Source organism: Chitinophagaceae bacterium, assembly GCA_030053935.1.
Classification (GTDB): Bacteria; Bacteroidota; Bacteroidia; order Cytophagales; family JASGCU01; genus JASGCU01.
In genome coordinates, this window is sequence record JASGCU010000012.1 from 1 (window position 1) to 24,942 (window position 24,942).

21 protein-coding genes, 2 tRNA genes and 1 pseudogene are annotated in these 24,942 nt (G+C 30.9%); 7 read left to right on the plus strand and 17 right to left on the minus strand.

The genetic code is table 11. The features are described 5' to 3' along the window. The 15 genes and pseudogenes from QM536_02620 to msrA form a co-directional block, all read right to left on the minus strand. On the minus strand, window positions 1-1,739 hold a 1,739-nt coding region (locus QM536_02620), incomplete at its 3' end, for a capsule assembly Wzi family protein (protein MDI9355904.1). Between the two features lie 39 nt (window positions 1,740-1,778). Continuing rightward, window positions 1,779-2,717 (minus strand): hypothetical protein, encoded by a 939-nt coding sequence (locus QM536_02625; protein MDI9355905.1) that lies wholly within the window; start codon window positions 2,715-2,717, stop codon window positions 1,779-1,781. 45 nt (window positions 2,718-2,762) lie between these two features. Next, entirely contained in the window at window positions 2,763-3,503 is a 741-nt protein-coding gene (locus QM536_02630) for a polyprenol monophosphomannose synthase (GenBank protein ID MDI9355906.1), read from the minus strand. A 171-nt stretch (window positions 3,504-3,674) separates the two neighbouring features. Continuing rightward, window positions 3,675-3,884, minus strand: a complete 210-nt coding sequence (locus QM536_02635; protein ID MDI9355907.1) for a hypothetical protein — start codon at window positions 3,882-3,884, stop codon at window positions 3,675-3,677. Between the two features lie 116 nt (window positions 3,885-4,000). Beyond that, window positions 4,001-4,144 (minus strand): annotated as a pseudogene (locus QM536_02640) (AAA family ATPase). Between the two features lie 18 nt (window positions 4,145-4,162). Continuing rightward, complete coding sequence (locus QM536_02645) at window positions 4,163-4,309, minus strand: hypothetical protein (protein MDI9355908.1); 147 nt, start codon at window positions 4,307-4,309, stop codon at window positions 4,163-4,165. A gap of 126 nt (window positions 4,310-4,435) precedes the next feature. Then, the gene (locus QM536_02650) at window positions 4,436-4,558 is read right to left on the minus strand and encodes a hypothetical protein (GenBank protein ID MDI9355909.1); all 123 of its coding nucleotides are present in this window, start codon (window positions 4,556-4,558) and stop codon (window positions 4,436-4,438) included. A 384-nt stretch (window positions 4,559-4,942) separates the two neighbouring features. After that, the gene (locus tag QM536_02655; GenBank protein ID MDI9355910.1) at window positions 4,943-5,668 is read right to left on the minus strand and encodes a type III pantothenate kinase; all 726 of its coding nucleotides are present in this window, start codon (window positions 5,666-5,668) and stop codon (window positions 4,943-4,945) included. Between the two features lie 153 nt (window positions 5,669-5,821). After that, window positions 5,822-6,994, minus strand: a complete 1,173-nt coding sequence (locus QM536_02660; protein MDI9355911.1) for an acetyl-CoA C-acyltransferase — start codon at window positions 6,992-6,994, stop codon at window positions 5,822-5,824. A gap of 33 nt (window positions 6,995-7,027) precedes the next feature. After that, window positions 7,028-7,699, minus strand: a complete 672-nt coding sequence (locus QM536_02665; protein ID MDI9355912.1) for a DUF4405 domain-containing protein — start codon at window positions 7,697-7,699, stop codon at window positions 7,028-7,030. A gap of 178 nt (window positions 7,700-7,877) precedes the next feature. Next, window positions 7,878-9,398 (minus strand): 2,3-bisphosphoglycerate-independent phosphoglycerate mutase, encoded by a 1,521-nt coding sequence (gene gpmI / locus QM536_02670; GenBank protein MDI9355913.1) that lies wholly within the window; start codon window positions 9,396-9,398, stop codon window positions 7,878-7,880. 69 nt (window positions 9,399-9,467) lie between these two features. Beyond that, window positions 9,468-9,551, minus strand: a tRNA-Leu gene (locus tag QM536_02675). Window positions 9,552-10,094: 543 nt separating this feature from the next. After that, complete coding sequence (locus tag QM536_02680) at window positions 10,095-11,300, minus strand: glycosyltransferase family 87 protein (protein MDI9355914.1); 1,206 nt, start codon at window positions 11,298-11,300, stop codon at window positions 10,095-10,097. 21 nt (window positions 11,301-11,321) lie between these two features. Then, the gene (locus QM536_02685; protein ID MDI9355915.1) at window positions 11,322-12,716 is read right to left on the minus strand and encodes a dipeptidase; all 1,395 of its coding nucleotides are present in this window, start codon (window positions 12,714-12,716) and stop codon (window positions 11,322-11,324) included. An 8-nt stretch (window positions 12,717-12,724) separates the two neighbouring features. Further along, window positions 12,725-13,351: a peptide-methionine (S)-S-oxide reductase MsrA gene (msrA, locus tag QM536_02690; protein ID MDI9355916.1), complete on the minus strand. Its 627-nt coding sequence runs from the start codon at window positions 13,349-13,351 to the stop codon at window positions 12,725-12,727. 1,164 nt (window positions 13,352-14,515) lie between these two features. Here msrA and QM536_02695 point away from each other — a divergent pair. The 7 genes from QM536_02695 (at window position 14,516) to QM536_02725 (ending at window position 21,950) form a co-directional block, all read left to right on the plus strand. After that, window positions 14,516-15,346 carry a prohibitin family protein gene (locus QM536_02695; protein ID MDI9355917.1) on the plus strand — a complete coding sequence of 277 codons (831 nt, stop codon included), beginning with the start codon at window positions 14,516-14,518 and terminating at the stop codon, window positions 15,344-15,346. A gap of 19 nt (window positions 15,347-15,365) precedes the next feature. Next, a complete protein-coding gene (locus QM536_02700; protein MDI9355918.1) occupies window positions 15,366-17,033 on the plus strand; it encodes a glycosyltransferase family 39 protein in 1,668 nt (555 codons plus the stop codon). A 436-nt stretch (window positions 17,034-17,469) separates the two neighbouring features. Continuing rightward, a tRNA-Leu gene (locus QM536_02705) sits at window positions 17,470-17,551 on the plus strand. A gap of 38 nt (window positions 17,552-17,589) precedes the next feature. Next, the gene (locus tag QM536_02710; protein ID MDI9355919.1) at window positions 17,590-19,050 is read left to right on the plus strand and encodes a trigger factor family protein; all 1,461 of its coding nucleotides are present in this window, start codon (window positions 17,590-17,592) and stop codon (window positions 19,048-19,050) included. A gap of 38 nt (window positions 19,051-19,088) precedes the next feature. Further along, window positions 19,089-19,760, plus strand: coding sequence for an ATP-dependent Clp protease proteolytic subunit (locus QM536_02715; protein ID MDI9355920.1), 672 nt, complete (start codon window positions 19,089-19,091; stop codon window positions 19,758-19,760). A gap of 6 nt (window positions 19,761-19,766) precedes the next feature. Then, window positions 19,767-21,011, plus strand: a complete 1,245-nt coding sequence (gene clpX, locus QM536_02720) for an ATP-dependent Clp protease ATP-binding subunit ClpX (protein ID MDI9355921.1) — start codon at window positions 19,767-19,769, stop codon at window positions 21,009-21,011. Between the two features lie 33 nt (window positions 21,012-21,044). Further along, on the plus strand, window positions 21,045-21,950 hold the full coding sequence (locus QM536_02725; GenBank protein MDI9355922.1) for a DUF58 domain-containing protein: 906 nt from the start codon (window positions 21,045-21,047) through the stop codon (window positions 21,948-21,950). Between the two features lie 20 nt (window positions 21,951-21,970). Here QM536_02725 and tyrS read toward each other — a convergent pair whose 3' ends face one another. Together tyrS and QM536_02735 are read right to left on the minus strand one after the other, a co-directional pair. Continuing rightward, window positions 21,971-23,269, minus strand: a complete 1,299-nt coding sequence (gene tyrS, locus QM536_02730) for a tyrosine--tRNA ligase (protein ID MDI9355923.1) — start codon at window positions 23,267-23,269, stop codon at window positions 21,971-21,973. A gap of 389 nt (window positions 23,270-23,658) precedes the next feature. Beyond that, on the minus strand, window positions 23,659-24,942 hold a 1,284-nt coding region (locus QM536_02735; GenBank protein ID MDI9355924.1), incomplete at its 5' end, for a hypothetical protein.

Genomic DNA, 24,942 nt, shown 5'->3' on the forward strand with positions numbered 1-24,942 from the left:
TTTTTATAAAAGGGCTGAATGATTTTTATTTGAAAAAAGTAGTTATAAGCATCTTCTGTTAAATCTAATCCTTTTTGTGAAGAACGAACAGTTTGCCAATACTCCCGAATGGGCTGGTATTGATTATTCCAATTATAATCGTATATATACATATATTTGAAAGAGAAATTTACAAATGTTTTTGTATATCTGAAATACCAATCTATTGATAAGTTATAATGTGTTTCTACCCAGTATTTCCAAAGGTCTGCTCCTGGAGATATGGGATATCTGAAAATAAAATATCTTAAGTCGTTATTATAGTTTAAGTATTCAAAGCCGAAAGATATTTTATTTATTCCTTTTACCCATGAGATTTCTAAATATTTTGTATTGCTACCAGGACCTATTCCTGCCCCTAATACTTTTCCATTGTTCGTATATCCATGTCTTACGGTATTGCTTGTATACCAGCTGTTTAAAGAATATGTTTGCTTTATAGAATTTTGTTGAAGCTCTGTCATCTCAAAAAAAAGTTGTAAAAAATGATTTTTTTTGAGAGAAAATAATTTTGTTACACCTACTGTAAACCCTCTATCCAAATTTGGATTTTTAAAAAAATAGGACACATCTCTTAGTTTTCCATAGCTTCCATATTCTATATATACCTCTCCCATTTCTCTTGGAACAACCCACCTCAGTGAAAAAGTATGTATATTTATAGAGGGAGTATTCTTGCTTTCTTGCTCGTTCCACTCTTTACGTATCCCGTTAAAAATAGGTAAATAATCTTGTATATGTTGTAGATTTTTATGGTATGAAACTTGGGATATGCTCAATCCTAAAAATAATCCTGCTGTCCATTTAGGATTCCATATAAAATTTATTCCTGAAATATATCTTCCATCATTTTTTTTTTTTTGAGAAATCACATTGTAAGGCGTAACATTATATATATTGGTAGGATGTTCAAAAATACGATAGAAATAAATGTTATTTCTTGGAATAGGTATTATTTCTTGAGGTTCTACACTGCTATTTTTTAATGTTCCCGCAATAATTTGCCATTCAAAATTTCCAAGAATACTCGGAATTGCCGTTTCTGTTTGAAAAAAAAAATGTAAAAACCCTTCTGCATTATTACTCATAACTAATGCATTTCTCTTTGCTGGCCCCCACCAAAGATTTTGTGTAGAAATACCAATGGACATTTTTTTTATATGGAATTTGAAAGAGGATTGCCCAAATAAAAATCTTGTAAAGTACCCTTCTCCGTATTTTTGTGGGGCATCTATGAATATCTGTAACTGATGTGCGGGGTGGTCAAATGGAAAAGTTAAAAAATCCTTGTTATCAGAATATATAAACTCGGGCATAAATTGAAAAGATAAAAAATTATATTTTAAAAAAATGCCTCCGCTCACAATAAACTGACTTCCTCTCCCCCCAAAAAGAGATCCTTCATTATATTCTGATGATCTGAAAGAGTTATATTTATACTCAAAAAAAAAAGGAAATATTTTTATATCTAATGATTGAGTATGTTTTACATCGTAAAAAAGAGAAGAAATATACATACTACTATCTTTTGAACCTATATCAAAAGGTCTATTCATAAAAGAAGTGGCTCTATCCGAAGAATCTATGAGAGATTTTCTGCGGATATACTCTTGATATGACAAAAAACTTAATGGAACGGATTGAGAAAAAGAGATGGAAAAAGAAAGAAAGAAAGCAAGCGTAATACAATATATTTTCATGCGTTTTATATTTTTGTCGGTTCTTTACAAAAAAGAAAGTTATCTACTTTCATCTAACTGCTTGACAATATTTTCAAAATGATACTGAAAATAAAAACTATAGCCATTTTTTCCATGTAAAATAACATTCGGGCATTTATAATATATCTCCAAAACCCTTGGTACTTTCATCGCTTCTGCAAGTGAGAACGCAAACGTTTGATTTCCAATAAAAAACTTTGAGCCAGCTATTATTTGTGCCATTTCTAAAAAATCTTTTACAGATTTATACTCTATATTTGGAATACTTTTTTTCATGATCTCATACTCCTTTAAAACTCCCATAAAAAGCACATTTGGATAATCTCTTAAAAAAGAATAGTTTATAGAGGGATTATTATACCTCTGACTTCGGGTTATAACTATATATTTCTTATATGCTTTATTTGGAGTTATCTCTAACCAAGGTTCAGTAAGATCAGGAAATATATTGAATACATGACTATACCAACCCGTTATGCATCCCCTATCTAAAAGAATAGGAGAATTTCTCATTATATCTAAATCAAAATCTATTTTTTTCCCGTCATAAACCACTAGCTCATCTATATATTTTTGACTTTTTAAGAGAGGGGTAAGCATATCAAATATTTCTTTAGTAAGCATTACATTACCTAATGGATGTTCAGATTCATATATACCAGGTTGGTACAAATGAAGGTGGACACAAGCGGGAACACCTTGTGAAATACTTTTTATAATGGGTAAAGAATATGTGATATCCCCTGAGTTTCCTGAATGTTTGAAATGATATGGAGGAATTGTTTTTTTTTGAAAGGAGTCATTAATTCTAGCATTAAAAAGTGTGAGTAATTGTTCGGTTTTTTGGTCTTCTTTTTGTTTCCGTAATTGTTTTACATTCTGCTTATAAAGAATATACTTGTTTGTATTTGTATATTTTAAAAAAGCTTTTTTGAAGAAACCCGATAGTTTATTCATCTTATATGGTTGGTAAAATTTTTTAAATACATAAAATACTTTAGTTTAGAGGTTATATTTTTTGAAAAAGCTCATTACTTTCATATAAATAACGCCAAATACTGCTTCTCGAAATATACCCTTACTCATTTTAGATTCACCCTTTGACCTGTCTGTAAAAATAATAGGAACTTCTTGTATCTTAAACCCATATTTCCACGCCGTAAATTTCATTTCTATTTGAAAAGCATAACCTACAAAGGCAATTTCATGCAAGGGAATAGTCTCTAATACTTTCCTCTTATAACATTTAAACCCTGCAGTTGTATCCATAATAGGTATACCGGTGATAAAACGCACATAAGCACTCGCATAGTAAGACATTATTAAACGAGATATGGGCCAATTTATCACATTCACCAACCTTTTTACATACCGAGAACCAATAGCAAGGTCACATCCATTTATACATGTCTCTAAAAGACGCTCCGTATCCGAAGGATTATGTGAAAAATCACAATCCATTTCAAAAATATATTCATAATTCCTTTCTAAAGCCCATGAAAAACCTCTTATGTAAGCGGTTCCTAATCCTTGTTTTCCTTCTCTTTGGATAAGGAATAAGCGTTCCGAATAAAAACCCATCTTTTTTTTTACAATATCTACTGTCCCATCAGGAGATCCGTCGTCTATTATAAGTATATGAAAAAATGTTTTTAAACCAAAGACATGCTCTATAATTTCCCCTACATTATCTTTCTCATTGTAAGTAGGTATTATAATTACATATTTTTCCAACGGTACCATTTATTTTATGTAAGATATTTGTTGAATATAATGTTCATTCTTATAAAACTATCCTCTTAATAGTATTTAGACTGGTAAAAAATAAAATAATAACATAATATTTATTTTGCTTATTTTTGATATATATATACAATTTTTTTTAATTTAAACTTATAAAAATGATACAAATACCTAAAATAATATGCTATATGGGTAAGTATCTGTTTGAATAATTTTTCTGTTGGGTTCATCTAATTCTTCGGGAATAGAATCAATCTCTATGCGAAGTTCTAAAGCCGTTTCATCTATAAGATATATTGCTTTATCGGATAAAAATCTATCGAGAACATAACCGCGAGAAAATTCTACTGTAGCAATCACTGAAGCATCTTTAATTCCCATAGAATGGAAATGACATTGGTAATATCAGGTTCATCTACCAATACTGTTTGGAATCATCTCTCTAAAGCTTTATTATCTTTGGTATTCTTTAAAAGTAGTAACACTATGGTGTGGGTTTATCCTCGGGCGAGTTCAGATTTTAAAAGATTTACGGAATCCATATTACTTTCACTTCTTCCACTAGCATAGATAAGGGTATGGATTTCATCAATAAAGAGAATTATCTTCTTTTCGCTTTTCATCACTTCTTTTATAACAAATTTAAGGCGTTCTTCAAATTATCCGTTGTATTTAGACCCCGCAAGTAATAATCCCATATAGAGTGTATAAATATACTTATCTTGTATCCTTCGGGAATATCTTTTTGTGTAATTCTTTGTGTTATTTTTTATACAATTGCTGTTTTTCCAACTCATGGATCCCATAGCAACAGAGTATTATTTTTTGTTCTGCGAGAACGTGTAATTTTTTTGCATATTTTTCTAAGCTTCTATATTGAGTATCGGAATTTTGGGTTTTCACAGTGCTTCCGTTTTGTAAACCCTTTATTGCTATTCTGATGGTTTTTTTTTAAAAACTACTTCCACCAAAATACTTCCTATCGGATATTTTCTCGTAGTTAATACTAAAAAAATATGTTCTATTGCTACATATTCATCTTTTAACTCGTTCAAAAAAGATACTTATCTTGTAAGACCTATAAGGAATTTTGGAATAAATAGGTGTATCCTGTAATGGAAACTTTGGAGTAACCATGTAAGATACTGTCTAATAGTTCCGTTAAAAGAGATTTATTTACGGAACATTTTTTGAGAAAAAAATGATAAAATCATATTCTTTCGTAATAGATTTTAAGAGATGTACGGGTTCTACTGTTTATTGTCCCGAACTTACTACGAGATGGATAGTGTTTTGAATAATATCTTGTGATTTAGCTTTGTAATTATTAAAGATCATTTTTTTATTAAGTAAAACCAATAATAATAACAAATAACAAAATACATTTCACATCTGTTTTAAGGTATTTTTTGACAGTTATTCTTCCTTACTAATTTTTTTTATTGGTAAGGAATTTGATTTAAACCGAATAATACTAAGTCTTCTTGGACTAAAAAATGAATTTCAGGAAGATTTTTTTTTATGAGTTCTGCATCCCCACCGCAGAGAATTATCTGTAATTGTGGATAGAGAGATTTATAGGAGTAGACGATTCCTTTTATTTCTAAAAGAGTCCCTATAAGTACCCCCTCCAGGATAGATTCTTGAGTTGTTTTTCCGAGAGGTATTATTTGTTTATTATGAAAATGATGTGGTATTTCTAGTAATGGAAGTTTTGCAGTATAAAAATTAAGTGCTTTTAGTTTCATTTGAAACCCAGGTGAGATACATCCGCCTTCAAATACTCCAGAATCTGATACAAAGTCGTACGTAATACAAGATCCGGAATCTATTATGAGAGAGTTTTGGAATGGTGCATAAGTCCACGCCCCGATAGCAGCCGCAATTCTATCTTTACCTAATGTCTCAGGGGTTTTGTAGTCAATTTTTATAGGAAGGTCAATAAAAGGTGATACGACAATGATTTGAAAATATTTTTTAAGAATATTTTCAAAATCGTGATGCGAATAAACACTGCATAAAATAATATTATCAGGACTAAAAAAATCTATTTGCTGAATAATATCTTCGTAGGATTCAACAATAGCTTTTTTGAGTAGTACTTGTTTTTCAAAAAAACCAACCTTTATTCTTGTATTTCCTAAATCTATAGTTACATTTCTCATTGTAAAAATACTTTTTTAATGTGTCAAATATATTCTGTTTGTTTAATTTTTCATACCAAAAGAATGAGTAGAATTATTTGGGAACAACAACTGATACTATAAAATAATAATATAGAAAATTATATCTCTAAAAAGATATAGATTTTTTGGATTTTAATACACTTCGTATATTCCAGCAACTCCTTGTCCCCCACCTACACAAGCGGTTACCATTCCGTATTTTTTGTTACGCCTTTTTAATTCATGAAACAGTTGAACAGAAAGTTTAGCACCTGAGCATCCTAATGGGTGTCCAAGGGCAATAGCTCCCCCATTTACATTCAATTTTTCCATATCAAAATCTAATTTTTTAGCAACGGCAAGTGCCTGTGCTGCAAATGCTTCATTGAGTTCTATAAGATCTATATCTGCTAATTGTAATCCTGCTTTTTTTAATGCTTTTGGTACTGCTTCTACGGGTCCTATTCCCATAATTCTGGGGTTTACTCCTGCAGCGCAGTAAGAAACTAATCTTCCAATAGGTTGAATATTGTACTCTTTTACCATTTTTTCTGACATTATCAAAACAAAAGCTGCCCCGTCTGAGGTTTGTGATGAGTTCCCTGCTGTGACAATTCCATTCATTTTAAAAGCAGGTTTTAATTTTGCTAATGCTTCAGTGGTGGTGTCTTCCCTTGGTCCTTCATCAACAGAGACAGTAAAGCTTCTTTTTTCTATCCTTTCGTTTTTGTTAAGAAATGTTTCTTCTACTGAAATGGGAACAATTTCTTTTTTGAATTTTCCTTCTTTTATAGCTTTTATAGCTTTTTGGTGCGATTGATAAGAAAAATCATCACATTGTTCTCTTGTGATATGATAATCTTTGGCAACTTCTTCTGCTGTTAATCCCATATTGAGATAATAATCAGGATTGGTAGATGCTATTTTCCAGTTTAATGCGGTTTTATACCCCATCATTGGAACTAAGGACATACTTTCAGTCCCTCCTGCTATAATACAATCTGCAAAACCTGATTTTATGCGTGTATCTGCTATGGCTATAGCCTCTATTCCCGAACCACAATAACGATTTACAATCATTCCAGGTACTTCCATTGGTAAAGAAAGGAGGCAAATCATTCTTCCCATTTGCATTCCTTGTTCTGCTTCGGGAATTGCATTTCCTACTATAAGATCTTCCACTCTTTTTGCATCAAATCCTGGTACTGATGCTACTAAATGTTTTATTACATCTGCTGCTAAGTCATCGGGGCGAACATTTTTAAATCCTCCTTTTTTTGATTTTCCTACTGCGGTTCTATATCCCGCTACTATATATGATTCCATTTTTATATAAAATTTATATTATTATGATGTTATTTATTTAGAGCGAGATGTTGGATTTATTGAAAAAAAAGTAGTGGTATTTTTTGGTTCTTGGAAGCGTATTATATCAGAATATGATGTATTTATTTCCGTATGTAATAACTCTTTTGTTTTTTGTGCTTCTTCTTTTGTTTTCCAATATATAACCTCTACAAAAGTACTGTCATTTTGTTTTAACAGGTCTCGTTTGAAAAAACCTGCTTGTTTTTGAAAAAATTCTTTTTGAATATTTTGAGAATATTTTAATATTTGTTCTTCTGTGGTACCTTTTTTAATAATAAAAGGGATCCATTCTACTACTTCATATTTGGGATTATCGTTTCTTTTTTCCGTATTTGCTAATTTTTTTACTCCGTGGGCTATGGTTTCAAAAAGAGGTATTTTAAAAGCTCCTCCTACAAAAAATATACTAAATATAATAAGTCCTACAATAATTTCTCGTGACCATTTTTTTTGTCCATCTGCGGAACGAAAAGAATATTTTTTGAGAGAGCCCCAATTGTTTTTTATATGAAACCCGATAAAGGATAAAAATATCAGACCAAATAATATATGCAAGGTTTCCACAGCATGATTTTTTTGTCCGATATACATTATTATTCCCGACACAGCTATTACCAAAAAAGATAATCCAATATTCAAACTTACTAAATTTTTATTTTTCATTATTTTTTTATATGTTATTGTGAGGTTATACATTTATTTATACATCTTAATACTTTATTATAGTGGTATTTTAAATATTTTTTAAAAAATATTCACAAAAGATATTTTTTTATATGTATTTTTTCATTTTTTACGAGAAAAGCATAAAAAATAAAAGTTGTGTGTCTTTCTTTCAAATTTAGAATAATGGATTCCCTGTCATTTCAAATGGAGCTGGTATATTCATTATTTTGAGAATAGTGGGGGCTATATCACAAAGTTTTCCATTTTTGAGAGGTTTTGTAATATCTTTATCTATAATTATACAAGGGACGAGGTTTGTAGTATGGGCAGTGTTCGGGGAACCATCTTCATTTATCATAATATCGCAATTTCCATGGTCGGCAATTATAACACATGAATACCCATTTTGGATACTTTGTTGTACTACGGCTTCTGTACATTTATCTACTGTTTCACATGCAGTAATTGCTGCAGAAAATACTCCCGTATGCCCTACCATATCAGGATTTGCAAAGTTAAGACATATAAAATCTGCTTCTTTTTTTATGAGTTCAGGAATAATGGAATGGGTAATCTCAGCAGCACTCATTTCGGGCTTTAAATCATACGTTTTTACTTTTGGAGATGGGCACATAATTCTTTGTTCACCTGTAAAAGGGGTTTCTCTTCCGCCGGAAAAAAAGAAAGTAACGTGTGGATATTTTTCGGTTTCGGCTATACGTATTTGTTTTTTATTATGAAGAGCAATAATTTCACCTAATGTGTTATTGAGATTGTCTTTTCGGTAGATGGGGGATACGTTTTGAAAAGTATCATCATAACTGGTCATTGTTACGTAGTGGAGGGGGATTTTTTTCATTTCAAAGTCAGGAAAATCTTTCTGTGTAAGAACTTCTGTCAACTCTCTACCCCTATCTGTGCGGAAGTTACAAAAAATAACGGCATCATTTGGATATATCTTTCCAATGGGATTATTTTGAGAATCTACTTTTATGATGGGTTCTATAAATTCATCAGTGATATTTTGAGAATATGCTTTTTTTATCTCTGATAATACATCCGTTGTATAAACACCTACTCCTTTTACTAATGCATCGTATGCTTTTTTGATTCTTTCCCATCTTTTATCTCTGTCCATAGCAAAAAATCTTCCGGTGATACTTGCTATTTCGCCGGTGGTTTTACGGAGATGGTTTTCTAAATCTTCTAAAAACACTTGTCCTGATTTAGGATCTGTGTCCCTACCGTCCGTAAAAGCATGTATAAATATTTTTGTAATATTTGCTTTGTGAGCGTAGGATATGAGAGATTTCAAGTGATGTATGTGGGAATGGACGCCTCCATCGGAAACAAGTCCCATGATATGGATATGGGTATTTTTTTTTTTAACATATTGAAAGGTATTTTGAAGGATGGGATTATTTTCTAATCCACCGTTTTCTATTTCTAAATTTATTTTTACGAGGTCTTGATATACTATTCTCCCCGCACCTATATTCATGTGTCCAACTTCACTGTTTCCCATTTGTCCATCGGGTAGACCTACTGATAGCCCCGAAGCTTCTAGTTTACTATGGGGATATGTTTTATAAAGAGAATTTATAAAAGGTGTTTTTGCATTATCTATTGCAGAATATTGTGGTTTTGTGGCTATTCCCCATCCATCTAAAATGATGAGGATTACTTTTTTATTCATTCTTTTGCATTAATTTTGAGAGATTAGAGAAGTATATCTGCTATATTTGTAAAATCTTGATAAAAGACGTACCTAAAGCCGGAGTCGAACCGGCACAGTTTTGCAACTACTGGTGTTTGAGACCAGCGCGTCTACCAATTCCGCCATTTAGGCAATTAAATATCTATGAATGATGGGTTCTAAAAATTGGGTTTTTATTCTTTTGAAATTAAAAAAATAATAGAATACTTTCGGTATTCTTTATAAACCTAAATGCAAAGTTATAACTTTTTTATAAATTTTTCTCATTTATCTCGTTTTTTTTTATTTTTCTACGTTTTTCAAACTATTTATTGCTTCTAAATAGGTATTGATAATTTTCTGTTTGAAAAAGTAACCGATTAATTGCATTAACAAAAGAGGATAAAGCAAATAAAAAAAATGAAAATAATTCTTTCGTAAAGTGAGTGGTTATATTATATTTTACAAGTAATCATATTTTCAATGCTGTACACAGTAATGAGGGGTTCTAAAACAAAAATGGATGTTTAGATTTTATTCTACCTCTCAAATTCCTTTTTATACAAATAATACTGAACTTTAAAATTATTGATAATCAACCTGTTACAAATCTATAAAAAGTAATTTTTTTGATAAAATCAAATTTAGTGTTTTTTTTGTCATTCTTAAAAGAAATCTGATTATTTTCTTTTTTTTCTATGATTCTGAGTATATTGGATGTATTTTTTTTTCGAGAACAGCGGAATGGAAGTCATAAAAAAGGAGTTTATAAGTAATATCTATCCATATAATGAGACATGGTAATGCTTTTAAAGCGTAGGGTCTTATATAATTATTTCTTATAAACTCGGGGAATATATCTGTGGGTGAAAGGCTTGTAATTATAAAAGCAAAAATAAAGAGAGAGAGTATGTATGTATTTTTGGGAGATAATAAAAACCATATTGCTATTCCTACATACGCAATAATAAAAGTGGGTGATTCTGTACCCGTATTAAAGAGTATTATACAAAAAAGAATATCTACTAATACAAATAACCTATAGTAAAAATTATTATGTTGGGAGTATCTTGCTAATATAAGGATTAAAAAAAAAGAACCAATCGCTACTCCTATAAGAGGATGTATATAAATTCCTAAAATTTTATAACAAAGCCCTAAAAAAGAAATATTAGACATGTGGTGTTGATGACTTTCATTTTCTGCATTTTTGTGAATCAAAGATTCTTTCCAATCAAAATAGCTCTCTGTAAGAAAAGAAAGGTCGGATAGAATAGTGGGCAAAAAAAACAAAACAATTCCTGTAATCAAAAAAGTGATGACAAAAGCAGTTTTACGTTTGATAAAAAAGAAAAACGCAATTCCTACAATCCCATATATTTTTACGAAAAAACCTATGAGCAGAGAGAGAGAGGCAAGAAATAATTTATTTTTTTCTAAAAACACAAAAGTAAGCAGGATAAGACCTACTAAGGCAGGATTAAATTGAAAGGATACTATAGAAGTATAGAGTTCGTTCAAGGTTATCCAAAAGATAGCTACTTTATATTTTTCATAGATTGGGAGTTTCCATATCCCTATGATAAATACCAGAACAGTACAAATATTCCAGAGAATCACACCTATGATATCTGGTAAAATGGCAAAAGGAGCTATTATGAGAGAAAAAAATGGTCCGTAATGATTCGCATCCCCGTATTCTTGCGGGTAAGTGGCATATAAATTAAGTTTTTGAACAAAATGGTAGTATACACCTTTAAATATTTTATAATTATTGTAAGAATTGAGTGTATATTTGTGAACAGCAGCGAAAGTAGAGAGTAGAAAAATGATTCCAATAATGTATTTTTTATTAAGAAAAAATCTATGTGAAAAAAACTTTATGAGTATCTGTTTCGTCATAGTGATGGATATGTATGTATTCTATAGTTTATGGACTCGTTTTATAGTGCTATAATATTTATAAAATAATATTATAGTTTCTATTCCTTTAAAATAATTGAATAGTCCGTAACTTTCATTAGGCGAATGTATCGCATCTTCGTTCAATCCGAATCCCATTAATAATGGTTCTGTCTGTAACTTTTTTTGAAAGAGAGAAACAATAGGAATACTTCCTCCTTCTCTTGCCGGAATAGGTTCTTTTCCCCAAGCTTCTAAAAAAGCTTTGCTTGCCGCATGGTAAGCATCAGAATTAGTAGAGGTAACGACAGGATTTCCGCCATGGTGGGTAGTAAATTTTAATTTTACTGTTTTCGGGCATATTTTTTCTATATAATTTTTTACAAGTTTTTCTATTTCTTCTGGATTTTGGTGGGGGACTAACCTCATAGAAATTTTTGCTGTTGCTTTGGAAGGAAGGACTGTTTTCGCTCCTTCTCCAGTATATCCTCCAAAAATTCCATTTATATCAAAGGTAGGTCTAATGCTGGTTCTTTCTATAGTATTAAAGCCCTCTTCTCCGAATACTTCTTCAAGAGAGAGAGACCTTTTATATGTGTCTAAATCAAAAGGTTGTTCGTTTAATTTTTTTCTTTCTTCTGATGAAAGAGAATCTACTGTATCATAAAAATGTGGTACGGTTATTTCTCCTTTTTCATTTTTTATTTTATGCATCAAGGAACAAAGGACATTGATAGGATTTTCCACTGCTCCACCATAAACTCCGCTGTGTAAATCTTTGTTAGGACCGGTTACCTCTATTTCCATATAACAAAGTCCTCTTAATCCCACTGTTATAGAAGGAGTTTCTTTATTTATAAGTGCTGTATCGGATATTATTATAGCATCTGCTTGCAGATATTTTTTATGGGTTTCCAGAAAATCTTCCAAACTTTTAGAACCTATTTCTTCTTCGCCTTCCAGAAGAAATTTTACATTACATTTGCAGATATTGGTATTGACAAGGGTTTCTACTGCTTTTATATGCATATACATTTGTCCTTTATCATCACAAGCGCCGCGACAGTATATTTTTTCATCTGTTATAGTAGGTTCAAAAGGAGGATTATTCCATAAATCAAGTGGGTCGGGTGGTTGCACATCATAATGACCGTATACCAATACGGTAGGGCAGTTCGTTCCCATTATTTTTTCTCCCGTAATAATGGGGTTTCCCTTTGTGGTATGAATGGTTACTTTTTCTATTCCTGATTTTTCGAGTAAATTTGCAAGTTCAGAAGCGCACTTAACAACATCTTTTTTATAACGGCTATCAGTACTTATAGAAGGTATTTTTAGAATGCTAAAAAGTTCTTCTAAAAATCTTTCTTTATTCTTTTCTATGTATTCGTTTTGAGTATATTTTTGTATTTCCACGGGGATTATTATTTTAGTTTTCCCTTGTATGTTTTTTTAAACTTTTCAAAACGAGGTATAGAAACAGAGCGTACATATCCTTGATAAGGGTTTCGTTTTACAAAATCTTGATGGTATGCTTCTGCTTTAAAAAATGCTTCAATAGGTTTTACTTCAGTGATTATTTTGTTTGCAAATATTCCTGAAACATTATAATATGCTATCCCTTGCTCTATTATTTTTTTTTCTTCTTCGTTTTGATAAAAAGCGATGGAACGATAAGAAGAACCTTCATCGGGTCCTTGTCTATTTGGAGTAGTAGGGTCATGAGATGTAAAAAAAACATCTACTAGTTCTTTAAAAGTTACCTTTGCAGGGTCATAATATATAAGAACTGCCTCCGCATGTCCTGTATTATGTTTTCCTACCTCTTCGTATGTAGGATTATCTGTTGTTCCTCCCGCATACCCTGAAATAACTTCTTTCACTCCTACTACTGCTTCAAATACATGTTCACTACACCAAAAACATCCTTCTGCAAATACTGCTGTTGCTTCCCCTGGTTTTGCTTTCAGTGATATTTTTTCTGTTTGTGCTATTGTTTTTTTTTCTAAAAATGACATAAGTATGAGTAGTATAATAAATTTATTTTTCATGAGTTTTATATATGTTTGTGATTTGAGATTATTACATTATAATTTTCATCAATATATTTTTTTTTAAAGAGTTTTTGCAATACAGGTATGAATAACTCAATAATTTTTGTAATTACATGGTATAAAATATAAAATTACAATATATAGGTACGATATTTTTTATTTTCACTATAAATAAAAGGATTATTTGTATAATTGTTCATTTTTATTAAATTTGCATCAGTGAAATTTTATTAAGGAATCTGGGTTACATTTAAACAAGATTAAACAAATCGATGGAAAATAAAAAAACTATATCGGTAGTAGTTATTTTAGCATTTACCATTATTTCATTACAGATACAATTTTTTATGTACCATACACGATTTCAGGTATACTTTTCATTATGCGTCAGCCATTAGTAAGTTATTTTAAGTATTTTCTTTTTTGGTTGTTTTTTTTCGTTTGCGCTAAGGCAATGTTTCTTATATGGAACTTTTCTTTCAGTAAATTATTAAACTTGAGTGAGTTGTTAGGTGTTTTTTGGTATGGACTTACAATGGATGTTTCCATGGTTAATTATTTGCTCATTATACATGGATTATAGCTTTCTCTGCGTGTATTTCTGAAACAATTCTTTATAAACCAATTTTTGAAATTTTATACGTTACTACTCCTTATTCTATCTATTATTCTTATTCTGCTTGATTTAGGGTTGTACCCACATTGGGGGGTAGGGTTAATGTTTCCGTATTTGATTATATTTTTGATACTATAGATCTTAGTGCTTCGGTTTCTATTTTAGTAGTGGATTTGATTTGGCGAATTGAAACCATAACCCGTCAGTTTGATTTGTGAACTTTACTTGTGCATGAGCTCGGTTGGAAATAAGATACCAATGTTTTCACGAAAGATTTTTTCACATCTCACCCCATGCTTTTTTTATGCACGATCCAGGTTGGGGTATATTGTTCCTGAAGGAACGTTTTATTTCGACCAAAATAAAAAAGCTTTTGATATAGAGCCTGCTATAAAATTAATAAAAACTGAGTACCCCAAATCTTTTATGCAGGTACACACGAAGATTTTATAAAACGATGACAAAAACATGTGAGTAAAAACGAATACATTTAAAATAGTTCAATAAATAGTTCAATAAATAATTAATTTAACATTAAACAATCAATGGAAAACAAAAGATTTTTACCCGTAGTCGTTATTTTATCGGTTACGATTATTTTTTTCATCTATTTTTCTTCTCAAATATTTTTCACTATACAACCAGGAGAAGTAGGGCTTATATTTCATAAATTTACAGGTGGTTTAGATAAAACAAATCTCTTAAAACCTGGGTTTCATACGAAAGCCCCTTGGAATGTTCTGTACGTGTATGATATAACAGAGAATCAAAAAGAAGAAACGATGGATGTTTTAGATAAAAATGGGTTAGCAATTAATGTAGATATTTCTGTTCGGTTTCATCCAATGCCTGATAAAATTGGAGACCTTCAGGAGACCTTCAGACAAGATTATGTTACCCGTCTGGTGGTTCCTGAGGTCCGCTCTACGGTTCGGCAAGTCATGGGAAGATACACCTCAGAGGAAATTTACTCTACAAAACGTCAAGAAGTAGAAAATACCATAAGAATAGAAACCGCTGAAGTATTAGGCAAACCAGGAAATAATATCCTTATGAAGGCACTTCTTATACGGTCTATCAAACTACCTGAACAAATAAGTTTAGCAATAGAAAATAAATTGAAGCAAGAACAAGAAGCCCTTGCATATCAATTTAGATTAGATAGAGAAAGAAGTGAAGCGGAAAGGAAAAGAATTGGTGCGGAAGGCGAAGCAAAAGCAAATGCTATTATTAACAGTAGTTTAACCCCTTCCCTTTTAAAAATGAGAGGAATAGAAGCTACTCAAGACCTTGCCAAATCATCTAATACAAAAATTATAGTTATAGGAGGGGGAAAAGACGGATTACCACTCATTCTTAATACAAATGATAATTAAGTAGATAATGCGTTTTTTTTTGATATATAGAATTCATTTTTTTATTTTTTTTGCTTCGTGCTTGTTTTTTCTCTCTCCTGTTGCCGATGTTCGCCTGTTTGATTGGGATGAAATAAACTTTGCAGAATGTGCGAGAGAGATGCTTGTGCTAAAAAAATATTCTGTTTTATACATTAATTACGCTCCTTTTTGGGAAAAACCTCCCTTTTTTGTATGGATGCAGTATATTTCCTTCTTTCTTTTGGGAATAAGTGAATATACAGCCCGATTACCGAATGCCATTTGTGGAATTATTACTATTCAAGTGCTTTTTTCAATAGGTAAATTGCTTTATAATACTCAATTTGGCATTCTTTGGTGCCTTGTCTATTTAGGAAGTATTTTACCACATTTTTATTTTAGAACAGGAATTATAGATCCTTTTTTTAATCTTTTTATTTTTGTAGGAATCTTTTTTTTCCTGCTTTTTTATTGGAAAAAAGAAAATTTTTCTTTGGAATTCAAACAAAAAAGAGGATTCTTTCTCATAATTTCAGGTATTTTTATAGGAATGGCTTTAATAACAAAGGGACCGGTTGCGTATCTTATATGCATTCTGTGTCTCTTTGTTTTTTTTATGTTTCAAATTCAAAAAAGAAAGGCAACTTTTTCCTTCTCGCATTTTCTAATATGGAGTTTTTTTTCCATCACTCCTTTTATTATATGGATAGGAATAGATATGTCCAAAAATGGAGTATGGCTTTTCAAAGAATTTATGAGTTATCAATTACGTTTATTACAAACCGAAGATGCGGGACATTCAGGATTTTTAGGGTATCATTTTGTTATTTTACTTTTGGGTTGTTCGCCCGCTTCCTTTTTTACTATCCCCTCTTTTTTTCAAAAACATACCGAAAAAAACTTTCTCAATAGTTTTACACTTTTTATGAAAATTCTATTTTGGGTGGTTTTAGTATTGTTTAGTATTGTAAATACCAAAATTATTCACTACTCTTCCCTTGCTTATTTTCCTCTCACTTTTCTATCTGCCAAATATATATTTGATACCATTGAAAAAAAAACAACTATCCCCAATTTTTTAAGAATAACACTCCTTATTTTTTTTATAACCTTGGGGAGTATCATTTTTTGTATCCCTTTTATGATGCAAAATATACAGATGCTCTATCCTTATATACAAGATGATTTTGCAAAAGCAAATTTTTCTGCAGCAGTAAATTGGGATTGGACAGATGGGCTACCAGGTCTCTATCTCATTATACTCATAATAGCAGTTGTTACAGGTATGTATTATAGAAAAACAAAAAGTTCTCTGTATGTATTGTTTTTTGGAATGAGTTTTTTTATTATGTGGTTTCTTTCTCTTTTTCCTTATAAAATAGAATCCTATACACAAGGAGCGGCAGTAGATTTTTATACTCAATTTCAAGATAAAGAAGTATATGTGACCCCTATCGGTTTCAAAAGCTACGCTCATTTATTTTATGGAAAGGTGATGCCTCATAATGCTTCTGAATATCAAAATAATGATCAGTGGGTTCAATTTTTATTAGAGGAAGAGATTGATAAAGATGCTTATTTTTGTGCTAAAATAAATGATTCTGCCTCCCTACAAAGAGTAAAACACTTAGAAAAAATAAGTGAAAAGAATGGGTTTGTGTTTTTTTTGAAGAGAAAACAAAGGTAGTATGAAAGTGCGTTCTAAAAATTGATTTATTCAAAAAAAAATGTTAGTAGCTATTGATTTTTAAGGGGTACAGTTTTTAGGATTTGAAATTTTTAGAACATCTCTTTATTTATCCTTCTACTTCAATTACTTCGTTTTCTTTTTTCAGAGCATCAGTTTTGTCTTGCAATAAAAGAATACTTTTGTATTTATAGAATGGTTCTGTTATTCTTAAACATATTTCTTAGTAGTTATTTTTTGAATCCCATAAAGAAGTTGCCTATAAATAGTAAGTATAATAACCTTTTCAGTATTTTTGATAATGGTAATACAAATAATTTAATATTTCTATAAAAAAAACAAACAATTTTTTTAAATAAAAAAAATATTTCAAAAAAATACTACCTTGCATTCTATTGTAATTATTTGCAATATGTAATCAATAGTAAATTAAGAAGCGGATGTGGCGAAATTGGCAGACGCACTAGACTTAGGATCTAGCGTTGGAAGACATGTGGGTTCGAGTCCCTCCATCCGCACTCATTCTTTTATAATTAATACAATAAACAATAAAATCTTGGAATATACAATAAAAAAAAATAGCCCTGTAGAATTTGATATTACAATTACTCTCTCTCCCGAGGACTATGTAAAAAACGTAGAAGAAAGTATAAAAAAATATATAAACGCTCACCCTCCTAAAGGTTTCAGACCTGGAAAAATACCTTTTGACCTTGCCAAAAAAAAAGTAGGCGTAGAATTTATTGAGCATAGCATCTATAATATCATAGAAGATATTATAGAAAAAAAATCTACCGAAATAGATACTTTCTGTCAAGAAAATAAATGTTTACTCAATGATACTATAAAGAGAATATTCCGAAAAGAAGAAATCATAGAACCTTACAATGCTAAAAAACCAATAACTATATCTTGCGTCTATCCCTTGTACGATAAAGAAACCCCCATTTCTTTTGAAAACATCTCTTTAAGAATAGCAAAAATTAGAACAACAGATGTAGAAGTATCTACTATCCAAAATATACTTATGAATAAATTCTCAAGAAGAATTGAAAATATAACAGAAAGTACCGATACCGATGCAGAAAATAAAGAAGATAAACATAATCTACAAAACAAAACAAAAAACTTTCATACAATACTATCTATTGCTACAAAAGATGGTGCAGTGATTATAGAAAAAAATAACACTTATTCTCTCAATATAACCCCACACATGCGAGAACAAATACTCACACACACATCTTCTGCATTCCCATTTCATATAGAAATAGATATACAAAGTATTTTCTTAAACCCTATTGTTACAAAAGAATTAATATTCGAATATCACAAAATCCAGAAAACAATAGCCCAATCAGAAGAACATATCTCTGTTATTGTGAATGTACAAGACATTATCTATATTGATGTACCTGAATTGGACCAAACTTTTTTTGATAATTGTTTTGGAAAAGACACAGTCAAAAGCAAAAAAGAATTTTTGAAAAAATGCGAAGAAATGCACAAAAAATATGCTGAACAAAGATGTGTTAACAAATATATTTCTCTTTTTATGGAGAAACTGTATGAAAGAAATAAAAATATACTCGTAAATACAACTTGCTATCTCTATAGTAAAAATCACATTACAGAAAAAACGCTCAATGAGAAAGAGAAAAAAGAGTTCGAAGAATTTATAAAAGATAGCATAACAGAAACTCTTTGTATAAGAATATTAGATTCCATAAATATACCGATAACACAAGAATATTTATTAGAAGAATTTCTTTTTGACTATTTAATTAAGTACCGTCATCCTTTTCTTCAAAGTTACGACTCTATGAAAAAGATTTATAGGACGTATTTTTTTGAATCACAAAATCATCAAGAAAATGATAAAGGAGAAGAAACAAGAAAGCAACAACTTCTAACAGAACAATACAATAGTATTATGCACAATCAAATATTTCAGTATATAACACAAAAGATTCAATTGGAAATAGAAGAAGTAGATGCAGTAGATTTTCAGAAATAAAAACAATACATTAAACACATACATATATTTTTTACACCATGAATAAAAAAGAATTTAGAAATTACAGTATAAAAGAAAGGAAAATTAGTAGTATATTATTTGATAAATATACAGAAAAAGTAGAAAATATGACTCGATCTGTCATAGAAGAAAGACCAACTCATTTTAGAGAAATAGATGTTTTTTCACGCCTCATAATGGACAGAATTATCTTTTTAGGAATGGAAGTAGAAGAAAATATAGCAAATATTATTACAGCCCAGTTATTATTTTTAGAATCAGTAGATTCAAAAAAAGATATTCTTCTTTATATAAACAGCCCAGGGGGTAGTGTCTACGCTGGATTAGGAATGTATGATACGATGCAATATATAAAACCTGATGTAGCAACTATATGTACCGGATTAGCAGCATCTATGGCAGCAGTGCTTTTAGCAGGAGGATCTCCTAAAAAACGATCTGCCTTACCTCATTCTCGAATTATGATACACCAACCAAGTGGTGGAGTACAAGGAACATCCATAGATATGGAAATATCCATAGAACAAATGAAATCTTTAAGGGCTGATTTATATACTATTTTAGCAGAACATACGGGAAAATCTTTAGAACAAGTGAAAAATGACTCTGATAGAGATAAATGGATGCGTGCTGTGGAAGCAAAAGAATATGGAATAATTGATGAAGTACTGCTAAAACAAAAAAAATAATACACCATGGGAAAAAAAATAACAGAATTACAATGCTCTTTTTGTGGACGACCAAAAAAAGAACTTAATGTACTTATATCGGGAATAAACGGGCATATCTGTGGAAGCTGTGTTCAACAAGCACAAAAAATTATGGAAACAGACGTGCATCAACCCGTAGATAATTCCGTTTCAAAAATAAATATAATGACTCCTATGAGTATGAAAACACATCTAGATGAATATGTTATAGGACAAGATGAAGCCAAAAAAAAACTATCTGTCGCCGTTTACAATCATTACAAAAGAATAAAATATAGAGCACAAAATTTTAAAAAAGATGACGTTTTTATTGAAAAATCTAACGTCATGATGATAGGCGATACAGGAACAGGAAAAACATATCTCGTCCGAACTATTGCAAAAATTCTTCAAGTTCCTTTTTGTATAGTAGATGCTACCGTATTTACAGAAGCAGGTTATGTGGGAGAAGATGTAGAAAGCATACTCTCGCGCCTCCTACAAGCATCCAACTACGATGTAAAAAAAGCAGAAACAGGCATAGTATATATAGATGAAATAGATAAAATATCCCGAAAAGGAGCTAACCCATCTATTACCAGAGATGTGAATGGAGAAGGAGTACAACAAGCTCTCTTAAAATTATTAGAAGGATCCGAAGTAAACGTTCCCCCGCAAGGAGGAAGAAAGCACCCCGAACAAAAGTATATAACCGTGAACACCGAAAATATCTTATTTATTTGTGGAGGGGCTTTTGACGGTATAGAACCAATTATCAGATCCCGTCTTACAACACGCCCTATAGGATTTACTTCTTCCCATGACGAGTTTGCTATCTCAAAAGACCAAAATGTTCTACAATATGTAAATCCAAAAGATCTCAGAAATTTCGGTCTTATCCCCGAATTAGTCGGTAGAATACCCGTTATATCCTATCTTAATCCCCTTAACAAAGATGCCCTCAAAAAAATATTAACAGAACCTAAAAATGCCCTTGTAAAACAATACCAAAAACTACTCCAAATAGACGGAATACATATTACTTTCGAAGAAGATGCCATAGACCTTATCGTAGAAAAAGCCATAGAATATAAACTTGGAGCCAGAGGACTGAGAACTATTTGTGAAGCAGTGATTAATGATGCTATGTTTGAACTACCATCCAGCAAAACCAAACCTTATCCCCTCATTATCACAAAAGAATATGCTATAGACAAATTAGAAAAATTTCATACTCAACTCGCTTCTTAACCTTTACTCGCTTATACTTTTATTCACTTGTATATGGATATAAATATTGATACAATAAAAGAATTAGGTAATCTAAATATTATAGCCAAACAAGTAGTAGAAGGATTTATAACAGGGCTTCACAAATCACCATACCATGGATTTTCAGTAGAATTTGCAGAACATAAACTATATAATACAGGGGAAAGTACCCGTTTTATTGATTGGAAACTATTCGCAAAAACCGAAAAATTATATACGAAAAGATTTGAAGAAGAAACTAATCTCAGATGCTATATAATAATAGATGTTTCCTCCTCTATGTATTATCCCGTCCATAACTACGGAAAAGTTCTTTTCTCCTCAGTCGCCGCCGCCGCTCTTTCCTATCTTTTATGTACTCAAAGAGATGCTTTCGGACTCTTTACTTTCTCCGACTCTATTGTTATCCAAACCCCCGTAAAATCTACGTTTACCCATTGGCAAAAAATTCTTCTCATCTTGAATAATATCGTTCAAAATCCATCTACGCAAAAAACAACTCATATTGCAAAGATTCTCCATCAAATAGCACCAAAGATACATAAAAAATCTCTCCTCATTCTTTTTAGTGATATACTTACTCCCATAGAACAAAAAGAAGAACTCTTTGCTGCTTTACAACATTTGAAACATAATAAGCATGAAATTTTAATATTTCACGTAACAGAGCCAAATACAGAAAAAGAATTTCTCTTTGAACAAAGACCTTATATATTTCATGATTTAGAAACAAACACGCATATAAAAATAAATCCTACAGATATAAAAGAAAACTACCAAAAGAACGTAGAAGCATTTTATGAATACTTTCGTAACAAATGTGGACAATTAAAAATAGATACTGTAGAAGTTAATATCAATACAGATTTTAACAAAGTGCTGAACGAATATCTTATAAAAAGATCTCAATTGCATTGATACGTATTAATGTATATGTCTTATCGCTCTACTTGTATGAGAACGTAGTTTTTTTTCCCTTTTTGCACAAGAATATACTTATTTTTCAGCAATTCTACTGTTGGTTTTTGATATGGATCGGAATATCTTATCTTATTGATACTCACCCCCCCATTTTGAATCGATTTTTTTGCTTCTCCTTTTGATGGAAATATGCGAAATTGAGTATCCACTGAAAGAAGATCCCCAAGCGTCTCAAAATTTTTATATTGTTCAAAAGATATAACCACCATTTCCACTCCATCAAAAATTTCTAAAAAAAGAGATTCCTCTATATCCTCTATAGTATGCAGAACTGTCTCCCGAGATTCTTTTTCAAACAATATCTGTGATGCTTTTAATGCCTGTTCGTAATGATATTGAGAATGAACTCGTATAGTCACTTCTTTTGCAATGGCTTTTTGTAAAATCCTCAAATGTGGATTTTGCAAATGCTGTACTTCTAAATCTTCTATCTCTGCTTTGGAAAAAAGAGTAAATATACGTATCAGCTTGGGAGATTCCTCATCCGAACAATTAATCCAAAATTGATAAAATCTATAAGGACTCGTTAGAGTAGGGTCTAACCATATATTTCCTTTTTCACTCTTTCCAAATTTTGTACCATCAGGTTTAGTAATGAGGGGGGCAGTTATCACAAAAGCGTTTCCATTTGCTTTTTTTCTAATAAGTTCTGTTCCTGTAACCATATTTCCCCATTGGTCACTACCTCCCATTTGCATTTTTACATTGTGGTGGGTGTATAAATAATAAAAATCATATCCCTGAAGTAATTGATAAGAAAATTCTGTAAAAGATATTCCTGATTCTAATCTATTTTTTACCGAATCTTTTGCCATCATATAAGAAACAGATATATGCTTTCCCACATCACGTAAAAATTGTAGGAAACCAAACTCTTTATGCCAATCATAATTATTAACTATAAAAGCCGCATTGGTTACACATTCAAAATCCAAAAACTTTTCTAACTGATTTTTTATCCCCGCTTGGTTTTGCCTTAAAACATTTTCGTCTAAAAAACTCCTTTCTTCCGATTTTCCCGAAGGATCCCCTACCATACCCGTAGCTCCTCCGATAACAGCACAGGGCTTATGCCCCGCTTTTTGAAAATGTATCAGCATCATAACCGTCGCTAAATTACCAATATGAAGTGATTTGGCAGTAGGATCAAAACCTATGTATCCCACCGTCATTGATTTCAGCTGTTCCTCTGCACCAGGCATTATATCGTATATAAGCCCCCTCCACCGTAATTCTTCAATAAAATTTTGTTGCATTTTTTAATTTTTATACCTATTTTTTTGTATTAATGTAATAATTTTTACAGATTCTTTTCTCAAAAATCATTTTTGAGAAAATTTATACCCTATCATATTTATTTTTCTAATATATAAAAATAATACGTGTTCTAAATGTTTTTTATGAATGCTAAAATACTGAAGCAATAATTCTACGTTTTTTGAAATTTTGTTTTTATTGGTTGGTGTTTTTTGATATATTTGTGTAGATGGATTCTAAAAATTGATTTCTTCAAAAAAAATGATGCCGTTTTTAAGATACTAAGTCCTTGATTATCAAAGAAAAAGAGTGCTAAATAGTTACAAAAAAAACAAATATACCGCAAAGGAAACCATTCATAAATCATACCTTATACCTCCATAAAAACTCACCATGTATACCAAGTAGTCAAAAATTCTTTTATAGCAATAAAAGGTTCTCTGATGAGTGGATAATCAGGGGGAATAATATGTGCAGCAAGAGAAGAAAAGATGCCAAAACCTGCTATTATTAAAAGAGCATATAGCACTCTTATTCCCCATACTATAGTTTGTCTCTTCCATGAGTTATATGTTCTCTCTGTAACTATGTAAGAATACAAATTAGAGAATAAGAAAATGAGGATAAACAAGACAGCGGGATAGAAAAGAAATTGTATAGGAAAGTATTTGTCGAGAAATGGAGTTATCTCTAATGATAGCATATCTAATAATGATGCAGGCAAGAAATCTTTAATTACAGGAACGGAATACACTACAATACTGAGAGCAAATAAACAAACCATCCATGAGAGTATAGGTTTAAAAATGCCCTCAAAGAATGCTTTATCTTTTAATTCTCCCACTTTATAAGGTATTGCTAATAAAAGAAGCGGAAAATAAAACCAAAAAGTTGCCTTCATACTGATTCTATACAGATAGGTAGGTATGAATACTATTACTATATCTACAAGTTTATTTGTTAGTAGGACTGTATCTATTTTACCAAAATCTCTTAATATATTGCTCCATTTTATATATTCTAAGCCTTCGTAATTTTCTATACCGGGCAAGAGTTCGGGAGGAAAATATATATCTTGAGACCAACATATCTTCCTCCAATTGGAATAAAATGATGTGAATCCGTATCTAATATACCTAATAGTATATATAACTTTATAAACAAGGGTAAGTGTCAATAATATTGTTGCAGAGTAAAGTAAAACTATCAATCCCGTTCTTAATTCCGTTGCCTTTGCAGATACCAATCCCAATCCCAATCCCAATATAAATACGAGTGCAAATTGCACGAATGATATCTCTAATAATCCCCCGAATAAATCCACGAATAAATCCTCTGATAATGGTGCTATTAGTACTCCTACTGCTATTACCATTATATCTATGAATATTATATATATTCCTGTTAATTTCATTTTATAGGCTCTAAATAATAAAACAATATAACCCAGTGTCATAAAAAAATACAAAACGAAACCTCTATATTCGTTTCCTAACCAATACCTAAGAAACAAAAAAACAATAGAAACAGGCAAAGCAAGACATAATAAAAAAGAAAAGTATTGTAACATATATAGTGTTTGTGAACTTGTTGGATTTAGCGCATCTTCAAAGGTTCTTAATGCACCTTCTCGAGATTGTTCCGAGCCAAAGAGCATAAAAGGAGCTATAAA

Excerpts from the sequence above, each read along its gene's own strand:
- QM536_02625 (MDI9355905.1), bottom strand. The coding sequence starts at position 2,717 with ATGAATAAACTATCGGGTTTCTTCAAAAAAGCTTTTTTAAAATATACA.
- QM536_02630 (MDI9355906.1), bottom strand. The coding sequence starts at position 3,503 with ATGGTACCGTTGGAAAAATATGTAATTATAATACCTACTTACAATGAG.
- QM536_02635 (MDI9355907.1), bottom strand. The coding sequence starts at position 3,884 with ATGGGAATTAAAGATGCTTCAGTGATTGCTACAGTAGAATTTTCTCGC.
- QM536_02645 (MDI9355908.1), bottom strand. The coding sequence starts at position 4,309 with ATGGGATCCATGAGTTGGAAAAACAGCAATTGTATAAAAAATAACACA.
- QM536_02655 (MDI9355910.1), bottom strand. The coding sequence starts at position 5,668 with ATGAGAAATGTAACTATAGATTTAGGAAATACAAGAATAAAGGTTGGT.
- QM536_02660 (MDI9355911.1), bottom strand. The coding sequence starts at position 6,994 with ATGGAATCATATATAGTAGCGGGATATAGAACCGCAGTAGGAAAATCA.
- QM536_02665 (MDI9355912.1), bottom strand. The coding sequence starts at position 7,699 with ATGAAAAATAAAAATTTAGTAAGTTTGAATATTGGATTATCTTTTTTG.
- gpmI (MDI9355913.1), bottom strand. The coding sequence starts at position 9,398 with ATGAATAAAAAAGTAATCCTCATCATTTTAGATGGATGGGGAATAGCC.
- QM536_02680 (MDI9355914.1), bottom strand. The coding sequence starts at position 11,300 with ATGACGAAACAGATACTCATAAAGTTTTTTTCACATAGATTTTTTCTT.
- msrA (MDI9355916.1), bottom strand. The coding sequence starts at position 13,351 with ATGAAAAATAAATTTATTATACTACTCATACTTATGTCATTTTTAGAA.
- QM536_02695 (MDI9355917.1), top strand. The coding sequence starts at position 14,516 with ATGGAAAACAAAAGATTTTTACCCGTAGTCGTTATTTTATCGGTTACG.
- QM536_02715 (MDI9355920.1), top strand. The coding sequence starts at position 19,089 with ATGAATAAAAAAGAATTTAGAAATTACAGTATAAAAGAAAGGAAAATT.
- clpX (MDI9355921.1), top strand. The coding sequence starts at position 19,767 with ATGGGAAAAAAAATAACAGAATTACAATGCTCTTTTTGTGGACGACCA.
- QM536_02725 (MDI9355922.1), top strand. The coding sequence starts at position 21,045 with ATGGATATAAATATTGATACAATAAAAGAATTAGGTAATCTAAATATT.
- tyrS (MDI9355923.1), bottom strand. The coding sequence starts at position 23,269 with ATGCAACAAAATTTTATTGAAGAATTACGGTGGAGGGGGCTTATATAC.